The organism is Pectobacterium sp. F1-1, from assembly GCF_025643735.1.
Lineage (GTDB): Bacteria > Pseudomonadota > Gammaproteobacteria > Enterobacterales > Enterobacteriaceae > Pectobacterium > Pectobacterium colocasium.
The window spans coordinates 1,244,039-1,259,910 of the sequence record NZ_CP104733.1; the positions used below are offsets into that span (position 1 = coordinate 1,244,039).

10 protein-coding genes and 2 pseudogenes are annotated in these 15,872 nt (G+C 51.4%); 9 read left to right on the forward strand and 3 right to left on the reverse strand.

Annotation, left to right across the window (positions count from 1 at the left end; genetic code table 11):
* Nucleotides 1-105 precede the first annotated feature (105 nt).
* Together adk and hemH are read left to right on the forward strand one after the other, a co-directional pair.
* Nucleotides 106-750 (forward strand): adenylate kinase, encoded by a 645-nt coding sequence (gene adk, locus NAL19_RS05390; RefSeq protein ID WP_225087244.1) that lies wholly within the window; start codon nt 106-108, stop codon nt 748-750.
* 347 nt (nt 751-1,097) lie between these two features.
* A complete protein-coding gene (hemH, locus tag NAL19_RS05395) occupies nt 1,098-2,060 on the forward strand; it encodes a ferrochelatase (protein WP_225087245.1) in 963 nt (320 codons plus the stop codon).
* Between the two features lie 245 nt (nt 2,061-2,305).
* Here hemH and ybaL read toward each other — a convergent pair whose 3' ends face one another.
* Complete coding sequence (ybaL, locus tag NAL19_RS05400; RefSeq protein WP_263058997.1) at nt 2,306-3,991, reverse strand: YbaL family putative K(+) efflux transporter; 1,686 nt, start codon at nt 3,989-3,991, stop codon at nt 2,306-2,308.
* A gap of 668 nt (nt 3,992-4,659) precedes the next feature.
* On the opposite strand from ybaL, the pseudogene ushA reads away from it, so the two are divergent.
* The 6 genes and pseudogenes from ushA (at nt 4,660) to NAL19_RS05430 (ending at nt 14,024) form a co-directional block, all read left to right on the forward strand.
* Nucleotides 4,660-6,308: pseudogene (gene ushA, locus NAL19_RS05405) on the forward strand (bifunctional UDP-sugar hydrolase/5'-nucleotidase UshA).
* 252 nt (nt 6,309-6,560) lie between these two features.
* Nucleotides 6,561-8,579: a discoidin domain-containing protein gene (locus NAL19_RS05410; RefSeq protein ID WP_263058998.1), complete on the forward strand. Its 2,019-nt coding sequence runs from the start codon at nt 6,561-6,563 to the stop codon at nt 8,577-8,579.
* Nucleotides 8,580-8,868: 289 nt separating this feature from the next.
* On the forward strand, nt 8,869-11,022 hold the full coding sequence (locus tag NAL19_RS05415; RefSeq protein ID WP_263058999.1) for a carbon starvation CstA family protein: 2,154 nt from the start codon (nt 8,869-8,871) through the stop codon (nt 11,020-11,022).
* A 144-nt stretch (nt 11,023-11,166) separates the two neighbouring features.
* Nucleotides 11,167-11,370 carry a YbdD/YjiX family protein gene (locus tag NAL19_RS05420; RefSeq protein ID WP_039353071.1) on the forward strand — a complete coding sequence of 68 codons (204 nt, stop codon included), beginning with the start codon at nt 11,167-11,169 and terminating at the stop codon, nt 11,368-11,370.
* Between the two features lie 16 nt (nt 11,371-11,386).
* Nucleotides 11,387-12,388, forward strand: coding sequence for a GTPase (yjiA, locus tag NAL19_RS05425; protein ID WP_225087250.1), 1,002 nt, complete (start codon nt 11,387-11,389; stop codon nt 12,386-12,388).
* Between the two features lie 253 nt (nt 12,389-12,641).
* On the forward strand, nt 12,642-14,024 hold the full coding sequence (locus tag NAL19_RS05430; protein ID WP_225087251.1) for a glycoside hydrolase family 28 protein: 1,383 nt from the start codon (nt 12,642-12,644) through the stop codon (nt 14,022-14,024).
* A gap of 107 nt (nt 14,025-14,131) precedes the next feature.
* Here NAL19_RS05430 and ybaK read toward each other — a convergent pair whose 3' ends face one another.
* Both ybaK and NAL19_RS05440 read right to left on the reverse strand, forming a co-directional pair.
* Entirely contained in the window at nt 14,132-14,611 is a 480-nt protein-coding gene (gene ybaK, locus NAL19_RS05435; protein WP_225087252.1) for a Cys-tRNA(Pro)/Cys-tRNA(Cys) deacylase YbaK, read from the reverse strand.
* Nucleotides 14,612-14,681: 70 nt separating this feature from the next.
* A complete protein-coding gene (locus NAL19_RS05440; RefSeq protein WP_263059000.1) occupies nt 14,682-15,500 on the reverse strand; it encodes a TraB/GumN family protein in 819 nt (272 codons plus the stop codon).
* A gap of 187 nt (nt 15,501-15,687) precedes the next feature.
* Here NAL19_RS05440 and NAL19_RS05445 point away from each other — a divergent pair.
* Nucleotides 15,688-15,864 (forward strand): annotated as a pseudogene (locus NAL19_RS05445) (type II toxin-antitoxin system HicA family toxin); the annotation flags it as partial.
* Between the last annotated feature and the right edge of the window lie 8 nt (nt 15,865-15,872).

The following is a 15,872-nucleotide window of genomic DNA, read 5'->3' on the forward strand; positions in this document are numbered from 1 at the left end:
GTTGCTGAAGCGTGCCCGTTCCTTGAGCATAAGCGTCTGGAATGGTATGGTTTAGCGTTTTTCAAATTTATTTTATAAATATTACATAGCAAGGGGATTTACGCGATGCGTATTATTCTGCTGGGCGCTCCGGGCGCAGGCAAAGGTACTCAGGCTCAATTCATCATGGAAAAATACGGTATTCCGCAGATTTCCACGGGTGACATGCTGCGTGCAGCGGTAAAAGCCGGTACTGAATTGGGCAAGCAGGCTAAAGAAATCATGGACGCGGGTAAACTGGTCACTGATGAACTGGTCATTGCTCTGGTTAAAGAGCGCATCGCCCAGGACGATTGCCGTAACGGTTTTCTGCTGGATGGCTTCCCACGCACCATTCCGCAAGCTGATGCCATGAAAGAAGCAGGCATCAATGTCGATTACGTTATCGAATTTGCCGTTCCTGACGAACTGATTATCGATCGTATCGTTGGTCGTCGCGTCCATGCGGCGTCTGGTCGTGTCTATCATGTAAAATTCAATCCGCCTAAAGTTGAAGGCAAAGATGATGTGACAGGCGAAGAACTGACGATTCGTAAAGACGACCACGAAGATACCGTGCGTAAGCGTCTGGTTGAATATCATCAGCAGACGGCACCACTGGTTTCTTACTATCAGAAAGAAGCGGATGCGGGCAACACGCGCTATTTCAAAGTAGAAGGCACGCGTAAAGTGGAAGAAGTTCGCGCAGAACTGGAAACCATTCTGGGCTAATTTTTCGCTGCGAGTCCCACCTTGTCACAGAAATGCCAGACGACGGTCTGGCATTTTTTCGTTCTGAAATCCTCGTTTGCTTATTTTCCTCTATTGATAGCATCGGCGTTATCCCTGCTATCTACCCGTATTTGTTTAGCTTTTTTTCGCTACAATATACCCGTCATACTTCAAGCTGCATGTTCGTTGGCTTCCCTTGCTCACCCCAGTCACTTACTTGTGTAAGCTCCTGGGGATTCGTGCGGTTGCCGCCTGCATGCAACTCGAATTATTTAGGGTATAGACACTTGATATTACGCACTGGCGGGCTGAAAGAAGGCCTGCTTCTCCATAAAAGGAAGACGGCGATGAAACAAGAGAAATACGGCGTGCTAATGGTTAACTTAGGAACGCCCGATGCCCCGACGCCGCAGGCGGTGAAGCGTTATCTGGCTGAGTTTCTGAGTGACCGCCGTGTGGTGGATACGCCACGTTTGCTATGGTGGCCGTTGCTACGTGGTATCATCCTGCCAATACGCTCGCCGCGAGTGGCGAAGCTCTATCAGTCGGTCTGGATGGAAGGGGGATCGCCGCTGTTGGTGATTAGCCGTCGACAGCAGCAGGCACTGGCTGCACGAATGCCGGAAACGCCTGTTGAGCTGGGGATGAGCTATGGTTCGCCTAGCCTGCGTTCGGCGCTGGATAAATTACTGGCGCAGGGCGTGACGCAACTGGTGGTCTTGCCGATGTATCCGCAATATTCCTGCTCAACAACCGCAGCGGTGTGGGATGGGCTAGCGACACAACTGCGTGATAATCGCCAACTGCCTGCAATTCGCTTTATCCGTGATTACGCCGAGCATCCTGCTTATATTGCAGCGCTAAAGCATCGTGTCGAGCAGTCTTTTGCTGAACACGGTGAACCAGACAGGTTAGTGATCTCTTATCACGGTATCCCCGTGCGGTATGCCAATGAAGGGGATGACTATCCACAGCGCTGTCGGGCGACTACGGAGGCTCTGATTGCTGCGCTGGGGCTGCCGAAAGAGAAAGTGATGATGACCTTCCAGTCACGCTTTGGCCGTGAACCCTGGCTGACGCCGTACACGGATGAAACCATGCAGGGGCTTCCCGCGCAGGGCGTTAAACATATTCAGATTATGTGCCCCGGTTTTGCGGCTGACTGTCTGGAAACGTTGGAAGAGATTCAGGAACAGAACCGCGAAATTTTCCTGCATGCAGGTGGCGAGGCTTTCCACTATATCCCAGCGCTCAATGACGACCCGCTGCATATTGATCTGCTGGAACAGTTAGTGAGTAAAGCAGAGTAGGGATGAGGTTGCCTTTGTCTGGTGGCGTTTGAAGGCGTCAGTGTTTGAAGGCATGGCGCATAACGTAAAAAATGGCGGGCTTATTTCCCTAATACTGTTCACTTAAGCGTGGATTTAGGGGGAAACACGGTGATGAGGTTCCCGCAGGGATACCTCGCACCGTGGTAGCCCCCGGTATCTCGACTCTTAAACGATCGGCATTAGGGCTTATTTGCCCGCCATTTTCGTATTCAGCATGTCACCGTTTAAATAGGACACGCCTGAGGTGCCGGAGGGAGTTCATCCAGCTTCAGCAGTGTGATCATGCTGTTGGCTATTTCCCGCTCGCCCATGACCACCTCGTTGGCACCGTGCTCCATAATGTAGCTGACTTCATCGTCATAATGCGCGCGGGCGATAATCTCCAGGTCGGCGCGCTTCTCACGGGCTGCCGCGACGATTTCCCCGGCTTCATAGCCGTTCGGAATCGTCAACAGTAACCAGCGGGCACAGTCCAGACGCGCAATGTCCATGATTTCAGGTTTGGTCGCGTTACCCAACACCGCTTTAATCCCCTGTTCACGCAAGGCATCAACGCGGGTACGGGAATTCTCAATGACCACGATGGGAATCCCTGCCTGATGCAGTTTGGCACCAATCAGGCTCCCTACGCGACCATAGCCGACCAGCAGCGCATGGTTGCACATATCGACAGGAATCTGTTTCTCTTCCTCAATCGCTTCTTCCACGATCTGCTCTTCGATGGTTTCATGCTTCGCCAGATAGCGTTCAAGCAGCGTAAACAGCAGTGGGTTTATCATGATGGAGAGAATAGCGCCGGCCAGCACCAGATTCCGCCCCTCTTCGGACAGCAGCCCCAACACAATGCCGAGCCCGGCCAAAATAAAGGCAAACTCACCGATCTGCGCCAGACTGGCGGAAATCGTTAATGCCGTCCGTTTTGAGTGGCCAAAGAGCCGAACCAGCACGAAAGCGGCGGCTGACTTACCGAACACGATAATAGCCAGTGTGATCAGCACAGAAATGGGGTCGTTCAGCAGGATCATTGGATCAAACAGCATACCGACAGAAACGAAGAACAGGACGGCGAAAGCATCGCGCAGTGGCAGCGTATCGTGCGCCGCACGCTGGCTGAGTTCTGATTCGTTCAATACCACGCCGGCGAAGAATGCACCCAGTGCAAAGGAGACATCAAACAGTTTCACTGCGCCGAAGGCGATGCCGAGTGCCATTGCTAACACCGCTAGCGTGAAAAGCTCGCGTGAGCCGGTACTGGCACTTTTTGCCAACACCCACGGCACCAGACGGCGACCAACGACAATCATCAGGGTAATAAACGCGATAACTTTACCGATGGTCCAGGCCAAATCGGCTAGCAGTTTGCTGGTGTCAGCATGTTCAGCGCCGATCATGTCGCCGAAGGCTGGCAGCAGAACCAGCGTCAGTACCATCGCCAGATCTTCCACAATCAACCAGCCGATGGCGATTTGACCGCGCTGGCTATCAATCAGCTGTCGCTCTTCAAGCGCGCGTAGCAGCACCACGGTACTGGCGGTGGACAGACAGAGGCCGAAAACCAGGCCGCTCGCCAGGCTCCAACCCAGTATGGAGGATAATCCCATTCCAAGCAGCGTCGCCACGGCAATCTGGGCTATTGCGCCGGGAATGGCGATGGACTTTACCGCCATGAGGTCTTTCAGCGAGAAGTGCAGGCCGACGCCAAACATCAGCAGGATGACGCCAAGTTCAGCCAGCTCGGAGGCCAGTGACGTATCGGCGACAAAGCCAGGGGTAAAAGGACCGACAAGTACGCCTGCGGCAAGGTAACCAACAAGGGGAGAGATTCGCAGGCGGTTTGCCAGAATGCCAAGGAGGAAGGCAAGAACCAGCCCTCCAGCGATAGTAGAAATTAGCGGTGTTGCAGCATGCATCCCAACTCCTTGTGCCATAGGTGAAACGTAATTGAGCGGATTTACCCTTCTTGCCTTGAAGCTACAGCGTGGTTAGCGGCGCTTACGTACCCTTATCACTCTTATAGATGTACCGAAAAGCGTATTGGATCCGTTCGTTTGCTGTCTGGCTGCAACGCCAATTATTCTGGGTATACACAAATTCTATTGCATATAGCGAAATGTTGCTTGGGTAAAAGTGGTATTTTATGAAAAATATCAGTTTCTCAAGCTAAAGGTAGTGTAACACAGATTTCAGGATGGTTTCTCGCGATAAGCATTGATAAACATGCGTAATTATTCTGATAGCGTGATGTTCTTGACGCTAATGCCTTACTGCTTTTCTGTGTATTCAGCGGAATAATTTTATCCACTGGTGTAAAACGTCGGAAAACAGAGGATTAACGGTATGATGCCGGGTTATTCTGGTGAAGCATCCATATTAGCAAGAGTTCGTGACGGCACGACGACAGCGTTGGGTCAGCGAGCGATCATTATAGCGACTATACCTCAGCTGATTTTGTCGGCTATCGCACATTGCTGACGGACGGTGCCGATGTGCTTCGCGCATTGTTCATCTTGCTGTGGTAATTTGTGTGCTGAATTTCTCAGTGGTTCCACTGCGTCTTTAAAATAAACGGAGATTTATCATGCGCTTTTCAATAAAAGCTCTGGGATGTGCGATGGCGGTATCGCTGGCGCTAACGCCTGTTATGTCAATGGCTTGGGAGAAAGATAAAACATACGCCATCACCATTTTGCATACGAATGACCACCACGGCCACTTCTGGCATAACGACCACGGCGAATATGGGCTGGCGGCGCAAAAAACGCTGGTCGATCAGATTCGACAGGAAGTGGCGAGTAAAGGTGGCAGCGTATTGCTGCTTTCCGGCGGTGATATTAATACTGGCGTGCCTGAGTCCGATTTGCAGGATGCGGAGCCAGATTTTCGTGGTATGAACATGGTTGGCTATGATGCGATGGCGCTTGGCAACCACGAATTTGATAATCCGCTGTCTGTCCTGCGTCAGCAGGAGAAATGGGCAAAATTCCCACTGTTATCGGCCAATATCTATCAGAAAAGCACCAATCAGCGCTTATTTAAGCCTTATGCGCTGTTCGACAAGCAAGGTGTGAAAATCGCGGTTATCGGCCTGACAACGGACGATACGGCCAAATTAGGCAATCCTGAGTATTTTACCGATATCGAATTCCGTAATCCTTCGACGGAATCGAAGCAGGTTGTTGAACAATTGCGTAAGAGCGAAAAGCCAGATGTGATTATTGCTGCGACGCACATGGGGCACTATGACGACGGTAATCATGGTTCCAACGCGCCGGGCGATGTAGAAATGGCACGTAGCCTGCCAGCGGGATATTTGGACATGATCGTCGGGGGGCATTCGCAGGATCCTGTCTGTATGGCGCAGGAAAATAAAAAGCAGGTGGATTATGTGCCAGGCACACCTTGTTCACCCGATCGTCAAAACGGTACCTGGATTGTGCAGGCGCATGAATGGGGGAAATATGTTGGTCGGGCTGATTTTACCTTCCGCAATGGTGAATTGAAGCTTGAGCATTACCAACTGATACCCATCAACCTGAAGAAAAAGGTAGAAAAGGACGGCAAAACCGAACGTGTTTTCTATACGCATGAAATCACGCAGGATCCTGAGGTCATGAAAGTGCTGACGCCGTTCCAGGAAAAGGGCAGGCGCAGTTGGGCATCAAGATCGGCAGTGTGAAAGGCAAACTCGAAGGCGATCGTAATCAGGTGCGTTTCCGTCAGACCAATCTGGCGCACGTGCTGCTGTCGGCACAGCTTGAGCGCGCAGGTGCGGATTTTGCCGTCATGAGCGGCGGTGGCGTGCGTGACTCGATTGAATCCGGTGAGATCACTTATAAAGATGTCCTTAAGGTTCAGCCGTTTGCCAACACGCTGGTTTATGTGGATATGAAAGGCAGCGATGTCGAGAAATATCTGGCCGTCGCAGCCAATAAAAAGGTGGATTCCGGTGCCTATGCGCAATTCCTCAACGTCAGTTTGACGGCGGACGGGCAGGGTGTACAGAACGTGAAAATCAAAGGTGAGCCGTTGCAGGCAGATAAAGTTTACCGCATGGCAACGCTGAACTTTAATGCGATGGGCGGCGATGGCTACCCGCGTCTTGATAATCTGCCGGGCTATGTGAACACCGGTTTTGTCGACGCTGAAGTGCTGAAGCAGTATATCGAGAAGCATTCACCACTGGACGCAGAAGCCTACGCACCGAAAGGTGAGATTGTTTATAAGTAACAAATTGTTTATAAGTAACTAATAGTGATGGCGGTTTTTGTCTCTTTGCTGATGACTGAAACCGCCATTTTTTCTGTTTGAGTCTTTAAAGGCTGTGCTGCATATAAGCTGCGCATTACAAGAATGAATTGAATCTAATTTGCTGATTTTATTGATTAAATAATCTTATGTTTAGTAAGGTGCTTTAAAATAACAGACCTGCCAAATACGCGATACTCCTGATGCACCCTCACTAACGGAGTAGTCGGTACTATGAAAAACGTAAATATTGAAATCAACGTCTGTGGCAGCACAGGAAAAACAACATGTGCTGTTAATCCCCCAATTCAGATCAATCCTCACACCTGCTGCCATGTGGATACGGATGATCAGTGCGAGCCGCAACCTGGAGTGTCCGGGGTTTCCTCTGTATTTGGGCGTACCGGTGTCGTAACCGCTCAAGATGGTGACTATACGGCCGATCAGATCACCGAAACCGCCACCAGAAAATTTGCCTCGCCGGATGAAAAAACGACCTGGAATGAAAAGCAGGATGCATTAATCTCTGGCACCACTATCCGCACTGTCTTTGGTCAATCGCTGCTGGGCAGTGGTGATATTTCACCTACGCCAGCGCAAATGGGCATTGCGGCCATCGGGCATACTCATACCACAGCGGAAATTACCGACTACACGCAAAAAACGAAGCAGCTTATTCATTCCTCGCTGGAGGCCGGGGCAGGTGTAACGCTGAGTTATAACCCGGTGAATGAGAAAACGGTAATCAGTGCTACGGGCGGTGGTTCGGGCAGTAGTGGCTCTGGCTATATCGTTGCCGATCGTCAGGGCGCAACGGCGGGGCAGAATCACGCGTTCAGCATTAGCCCACAAAATACATTTAACCTCGCGGCGTATGCGCTGAAAGAAGAAGCGGGGGCGGCGAATCAGACTTATGTGGTTGATGACTTTAATGCATCGAGTGAGTCTGGTTATAACGCGACGAGTGCGGTTATGTTTGATGGTGCGATGCATCCAGATACTGGCGGAAGCGTTGAACTTGTTAAAGACGGTGAGTTTTATTCATCAGAGATTAAAATAGGCAATCATGCTGTCTCAGTTAGTATACCAAATGGTTCAATTGTACCAGCAATGACTTCTGATTCAGATCGTGGTTATATTGCATCGGCATCTTCAATATATTCGCCATCGTATCCTGCATATATTGCATTTGATAGAAATGACTCCAGCCTAAATAACGTGCGTGATTGTTGGGCCTCAAATCAGAGGCCTACCGACAGCAATCCACAGTGGTTGTGTTTAAAATTTCCTAGTCATCAATTTATTACTGAATATGCAATCACAAACCGTGTATATGCTGGGCTGGCAAATCCCAGATCGTGGCAATTACAGGGTAGCAATAACGATAACGATTGGAGCACTTTACATACTGTATCAAATGATGCAAATAACACATCGGGCGCTGTCCGCCAATTTACAGTATCTGCCCCAGGGCGATACGTGTCGTATCGATTATTGCTCACGGAATCAAATGGCAGTGATAATTTTGTTTGCATTAAAGAATTATCGCTGTTCACGGGCTCAAAGGTGTTACTGAAAGCTGGTGAACAATGGTTTACCGTGAAAAATGGCATTTTGTCTAATGTTCCGGTTCCAGCCAGCGCCAGTGATTTTATTCGTGATGGTTTTACAACATCAGGGAATATCCAACAATATCCATCTGGGAGTATATATTCAGGGGAAGGGATACGCATTGACGTTCGTTACACGCCACAATCCCAGATATCAATTCAGCGCTCTCTGCTCTCTGCTGGAGTATGGTCAAAAATCAATGCCGCAACATTAACCGCAACGCAAACTGGTAACGGCAAAGTGCGCGTCGCTGTGACGCGGGATCTGGTGAACTGGCATGTGTGGCGGAACGGGGCGTGGGTTGATGTGGGGGCGTTATCAGCCGATACGGCGGGGGCAACGAAACTGATCGCCGACGGTATGACACCAGCCGAACTCGGCGCTATTACGGCAGCCCAGTGGACGCAACTGTTCTCCGCCAACAACGGTGTGCCGGACTCGCTTGCCTTTGCGTTCGCACTTGATATTACCGATCCGGCGGCAGATGTCGCGACCATTGACCGCTTGGTACTGAACGTTAACGATGCGTCGAGTTGGAAAGTGCAGTCTCCCGCAGAAGTGGAAATCCGCTGGCGCACCGACAGCGTGACATTCCGCACCGTAACAGCAGGTAATTACAAACTGGCGTATCAAGTTCCGTAATCGTTCACCACATGCAACGTGCAACTGGCCGCGACGTTCGCGGCCTTTTCTTTTATAGCGCCCCATTTATCCCCTGCCACTTACCGCGTCATTCTCACCGCTTAACTCGCTATTCTGCCGCCTACCCAAATACCCGCCCCACGCGCGTACGCGATGGCGTAATGTACCGCCACGATGTCCCTTTATCCGAAACACGCGATGACACGTTATCGCGCAACGTCTTACCAGGGTTTCTTTTTCCACAGCTAACAAAATCAAACGATCGTAATTTTTAATTGAAGGATGTCTTATGAAGAGCAGTTCCATTCTTAAACACATCCCCTGGATGATTCTTGGAATCATCGGGGCTGCCTGCCTCGGCGTAGTCGCACTACGTCGCGGTGAGCATGTCAGTGCATTATGGATTATTGTTGCTTCTGTCGCCGTTTACCTCGTGGCCTATCGATACTACAGCCTGTATATCGCACAAAAAGTCATGCAGTTGGACCCAACCAGAGCAACCCCTGCCGTTGTGAATAACGACGGCCTTAACTATGTGCCAACGAACCGTAACGTGCTGTTCGGGCACCACTTTGCCGCTATCGCCGGTGCAGGTCCGTTGGTCGGGCCGGTATTGGCCGCTCAGGTCGGTTACTTGCCGGGCACCTTATGGCTGCTGGCCGGCGTCGTGCTGGCGGGTGCAGTACAGGATTTCATGGTGCTGTTTATTTCAACCCGTCGTAATGGCGCATCGCTAGGCGAAATCGTTAAGAAAGAGCTGGGTCCTGTACCGGGTACGATTGCGCTATTCGGCTGCTTCCTGATCATGATCATTATTCTTGCCGTACTGGCGTTGATTGTAGTGAAAGCACTGGCAGAAAGCCCGTGGGGCGTCTTTACCGTGTGTTCTACGGTGCCGATCGCGCTGTTTATGGGCATTTACATGCGCTTTATCCGTCCGGGTAAAGTTGGTGAAGTCTCGGTGATGGGTATCGTGCTGCTGGTCTTGGCGATCTGGTTCGGCGGCGTGGTTGCACATGACCCGTACTGGGGCCCGGCGCTGACCTTCAAAGATACGACGATTACCTATACGCTGATTGGCTATGCTTTCGTGTCTGCGCTGCTGCCGGTATGGTTGATTCTGGCTCCGCGTGACTATCTGGCAACCTTCCTGAAAATCGGTGTCATCGTCGGTCTGGCGATTGGTATCGTGATCCTGAACCCGGATCTGAAAATGCCAGCGGTAACGCAGTTTGTGGATGGCACTGGCCCGGTCTGGAAAGGTACGCTGTTCCCGTTCCTGTTTATTACTATCGCCTGTGGTGCCGTATCTGGCTTCCATGCGCTGATTGCGTCTGGTACGACACCGAAACTGCTGGCTAATGAAACCGATGCGCGTTTCATCGGCTATGGCGCGATGCTGATGGAATCGTTCGTGGCGGTGATGGCGCTGGTTGCGGCATCTATTATCGAACCTGGCCTGTACTTCGCGATGAACACCCCGCCAGCGGCGCTGGGCATTACGATGCCGGATCTGCACCGACTGGGCACGGCGGATGCGCCGATGATTCTGGCACAGTTGCAGGATGTCTCCGCTCATGCCGCGGCGACAGTCAGCTCCTGGGGCTTCGTGATTTCTCCTGAACAGATTCTGCAAACGGCGAAAGATATCGGTGAACCTTCTGTTCTGAACCGTGCTGGTGGCGCACCAACGCTGGCTGTGGGGATCGCACACGTGTTCCACCAGATCATTCCTGGTGCCGACATGGGCTTCTGGTATCACTTCGGTATTCTGTTTGAAGCGCTGTTCATTCTGACTGCGCTGGATGCGGGCACACGTGCTGGCCGCTTCATGTTGCAGGATCTGTTGGGTAACTTCGTTCCGTTCCTGAAGAAAACCGACTCTCTGATTGCCGGTATGATCGGTACGGCGGGCTGCGTTGGTCTGTGGGGTTACCTGCTGTATCAAGGCGTGGTCGATCCGCTGGGCGGCGTGAAGAGCCTGTGGCCGTTGTTCGGTATCTCTAACCAGATGCTGGCTGCCGTCGCGCTGATTCTGGGTACGGTGATTCTGATTAAGATGAAACGGACACAGTACATCTGGGTCACGCTGCTTCCGGCGATTTGGCTACTGATCTGTACGACCTGGGCTCTTGGTCTGAAATTGTTCAGTGACAACCCGCAGTTGGAAGGTTTCTTCTATATGGCGAACATGTTCAAAGGCAAAATTGCGCAAGGCGGTGCTGACCTGAGCGCGCAGCAGATTGCGAACATGAACCATATCGTGACCAACAACTATACCAACGCCGGTCTGAGCATTCTGTTCCTGATCGTGGTGTACAGCATTATTGCGTATGGTATCAAAGAGGCTCTGGCCGCACGTAAAGTAGCTGAACGTACCGATCAGGAAACGCCGTATGTGCCGGTTCCTGAAGGCGGCGTGAAAGTCTCTTCCGGCCACTAAGTCACTCGCCCCGTCAGATTTTGCGAGACAGCTAGCAAGGCTGAATGTGAAAGATGACGGGTACAGATACCCTGTATAATGTATAACGTTATACAGGGTATTTTTTATCTAGCCGCTATCGCAGGCGATGGTCTGGAGGTAATGATGTTTGGCAATCTGGGAAAAGCAGGAAAATATTTGGGCCAGGCGGCGCGTATGCTGGTCGGTATGCCAGACTATGACACCTACGTGCAGCATATGCAGACCAACCACCCGGATAAACCTGTGATGACGTATGAAGAATTTTTCCGCGAACGCCAGCAGGCGCGTTACGGCGGAGATGGCAAAGGCGGGATGCGCTGCTGTTAACGATTTGGAACCTGTTATGACTCAACCTTTATCCTCTGATGTGGCTACCCCTGTGTATGTCACCATCCTGACCGGGTTTCTCGGCGCGGGAAAAACCACCTTATTACGACATATTCTGAATGCAGACCACGGCTATAAAATCGCCGTGATTGAAAACGAATTCGGCGAAGTACCGATTGATAATACGTTAATCGGTGAACGCGCGAGCCAAATTACGACCCTGAGCAACGGTTGCATCTGCTGCACACAGTCCAATGAACTGGCCGATGCGCTGCTCGATCTGATCGACGGCGTTGATAACGGTACGCTGGATTTCGATCACGTCATCATTGAATGCACGGGTATGGCTGATCCTGGGCCGGTAGCACAGACCTTCTTCTCGCATGACGTTATCTGCGAACGCTTTGTGCTGGATGGCATCATCACGCTGGTGGATGCGGTACATGCGCAACAGCAGCTCGATCAGTTCACTATCGCGCAGTCGCAGATTGGCTATGCCGACCGCATACTGCTAACTAAAACCGACGTAGCAACTGAGGACGACACGCTGCTACCGCGTCTTCAGCGCATTAATGCGCGTGCACCGATCTATCCCGTAGTACACGGCGATATCGATCTGAGCGTGCTGTTTAACATCGACGGCTTTGTTCTCGGCGATAATGTGCTCAGTGACAAACTGGACGTGAAAACGCCCGTATTCCGCTTTGTTGCCCCCGCGCAGAATAACGTGCACTCCATTGTTGTGTATCTCGATAAGGCGGTTGAGCTTCAGTCTGTTTCCGATGTGATGGAAAACCTGCTACTGCAATTCTCCGATAACCTGCTGCGTTATAAAGGCATTCTGGCGATTAACGGTGACGATCGCCGTTTGCTGTTTCAGGGCGTTCAGCGCTTGTATAGCGCTGACTGGGACAGAGAATGGCAGCCTGGTGAAGAAAGAAAGAGCGTGCTGGTGTTTATTGGTGTGGATTTACCTGAACAGGACATTCGTGACGCTTTCGCTCGCCTGACGGCATAAGATCATTCATCTTATCTGTGCTGGTCGCTCTGGCCAGCACCATTCCTTATTCCGCTTACGTTGCTCACTACCCGACAGAACGGTATTCAGGCTATGCCCATCGGCAAAATGTGAATAGGGCAATTGCACAGAAAAATTCATACCTTATTGTAATTATTACGAATACATCTAAAACGTGATCGCTCCTCGCTTTTTTATGGAATGAGAGTGTTATTTTATTAAAACTATATTTCATTTTTTAGTGAGGTTAAGTATGCGTAGTGGTCTTGCCCTGTCGTTAATGGCTTCCTGCATCACATTGGGTATTCAAGCGGGCTCTGCACAAGCGGCCAGCTCAGTGAAATTCCCCGATAAAATCTGTGACGTAACGCAATACGGCGCCGAAGGCCACCGCTTACAGATCGCACTGAATACCGAGGCTTTCCAGAAAGCGATTGATGACTGTGCTGCGGCCGGCGGGGGAACGGTACACGTACCTCGCGGTAACTATCTGGTCGATCCGCTGTTCCTGAAAAGTAATATCAGGCTGGATTTAGCGAAAGATGCGACCATTGTTGCGTCGACCGAAGAAGCGGCGTATCGCGCCACGGAAAAAACCAAGTACGCTGAAGCGGAAAATGGCTGGCTTCCCTTCATCAGTATTGCGGATGCGCAAAACGTGGCTATCACCGGCCAGGGCACCATTGATGGGCAGGGCGCCGTCTGGTGGGAACGCTGGCGTGCCAATATTCGCGCAACGGGCAAGAAAGGTGGTACCGATCGTCCACGCCTGATTTATATCAAAAATTCCAGTAACGTGTTGGTGGACGGCGTCACGCTCACGCACTCCCCAAGTTTCCACGTTGTGATGCGTTACTCGCATGATGTGGATGTGAACGGTACGCGGATTCTGTCGCCGTGGCATGCGCCAAACACGGATGCTATCGACCCGATCGACAGCCAGAACATCCGTATTACCAACAATTATATCGACTGTAATGACGACCATATCGCGATAAAAGCCGAGAAGCCGGATAGTCGCTTCCCGAACGGCGTCGTCGATAATATTTATATCGCCAATAACATCCTGAAGCAGGGGCGCGGTATCTCCATCGGCAGTGAAACCTCCGGCGGTGTGAATAACGTGCTGGTCGAAAATAACCAGTTCGAAGGTTCTATGTACGGAATCCGTATTAAAACCCTGCGTGGTAAAGGCGGTGAAGTGAAAAACATCACCTACCGTAATACTAAAATGGTGGATGTCGAAATCCCGCTGGTCTTTGCGGGTTACTATAAAGCCGCGCCTATTGTGCAGGCTGAAGTAGACAAGATGCTGGCCGAAGGCGGCTTCACTATGGGCGAGCAGATTTACCCACCGGATACCGATCCAGAGCAGCCGTTTGATCAATACAAAACGCCGCATTTCAGTAATGTGACGATTGAGAATCTGGAGTCGACCGGTAAGACCAAGGCGGCGGCATACATTATCGGCGTGCCGGAAGCCCCGCTCAGTGGTTTCCACTTTGATAACGTGCGCATTGATGCAGATAAAGGGATTCGCATAAGGAACGCGGAACTGCAAACCAAAGGCCTGACGGTGAATGTGAAAGAAGGCCCAGTGATGCAGCTGGATAAAGGGGCGAAAGTCGATCAGTAATCGATTATGAAGCGGTAGCGGGGGGCACACTGGCCGTGGAGTCCTCTGCTACCTGCTTCACTTTGCTACACGTCACCCGGCAGGTGATGGCCGTTCAGCGACGGATATTAATCATGTCTGGCGATATCGGCAAAGGTCGCACGCAGTAGCCGCGCCAGATCGTCTGCCGATAGCTCAATATCCAACCCGCGTTTACCGCCGGAAATGAAAATGGTATCGAACTGGCGTGCCGGTTCATCAATCACCGTCGGCAGGAGTTTCTTTTGCCCAAGCGGGCTGATTCCCCCAACCAGATAACCGGTTACACGCTGAGCGATGACCGGATCGGCCATATCGGCTTTTTTGGCCGACAGCGCGCGAGCGACTTTCTTGAGATCCAGCATTCCGGCGACGGGCGTGACGGCTACGGCGAGGTTTTTCGCATCGCCATTCAGAGCAACGAGCAGCGTTTTATAAACCTGTTCTTTATTCAGTCCCAGCTTTCTGGCCGCTTCCTCGCCAAAATTGGTTTCGTCACTGTCGTGGTGGTAGCTGTGCAGCGTAAAGGCGATCTTATTCTTTTCGAGCAGATTGACTGCGGGTGTCATGATTTCACTGTCCTTAACCCTTTCGCGGGTTTTATCTTGCAGACGCGGTTGCGCGTCATAATGTGTTCTTTTATGGCGTGGTGGAATGACCATTTTTGAGCAATGTGGGTAAATTCTCATCGCCATACAGATGCAGGGCACCGACGGCCACAACGTAGTTTCCGGGCGGCAGCGCCTGAAGTTGCCGTTGCCAGAGGCGGTTACGCTGGCCCATCAGCAGGTCGGTCATTTCATTGCTAAATGTTGCGGGGATATCCGGCTTATATTGGCCTGGCTTGCTGTCTAGCCACCAGCCGACCATCGTTTGCAGCAGACGCGCGTTGGTGTGCCAGTGTTGAATTGTATCTTCCAGCAGCAGCAAACCGCCCTGTGGCAGTTGCTGTAACAACTCAACCTGCGTCTGTTGCCCTTCTAGTTCGATGACCGGAATACCGTGAGATTTCGCCGCGTTAATCAACTGATAATCGATGCCATAGTCGGGGCGTAAGCCCAGCAGCTGTGCCTGCCTTGCTTGCAGCATCAGTGCGGCCTGCCAGGCCGGAAGCGTATTGATATTGTTTTCATCGAAAGCGAGCGATTCGCAGATTTTTTGCAACTGGCGGTAGCTGTCTGGGCTGAGGCGTTGCATCAACGGTGGATCGTTATCACTGTGGCCGAAGGGGGAGTGTGCATCGGAGATATCGGCTTCGACGATGAGTGCGGTCGCCTGGCGGAGCTGTCGTAACAGCGTATCGGGCAGCGGTGCCATATCCTGACTCCCCATATGAATACTGCCGACCAGATGTAGCTGTCGTTCGTTGGCAAGCTGAACGTCTATCGCCGGATAGGCATAAGCCAGCGGTGAAATAAAACCAAGAAAAGTTGCGATTCTGCGCAGCAGTTGCCCCATTGATTCCGCCTCCTGATGTGGGAATAACTATGCTAAACGCTAGATGCGGAACAATACAAGGTGTACCAATCCTAAGGGCACTGAAGCCTCAGAGTTTGGCTGCTCATCCGTTATCGATTTTCCCTGCGCGTAAAATATTGATGGGTGTGTATTGGTGTGTATAATGAAAATCAGGTTAGGAGGATATATGAAATCAACTGACCTGATAAAGGAGCTGGCAGCGGCAGGTTGTGAGTGCAAACGGCATAACGGCGGAAGCCATCAAATATGGTGGTCACCCATTACCGGAAAAACGTTTCCGGTGCCGCATCCCAAAAAGGATTTACCACTTGGAACTGTCAAATCCATCAAAAAATGGCGGGGATCTAATCC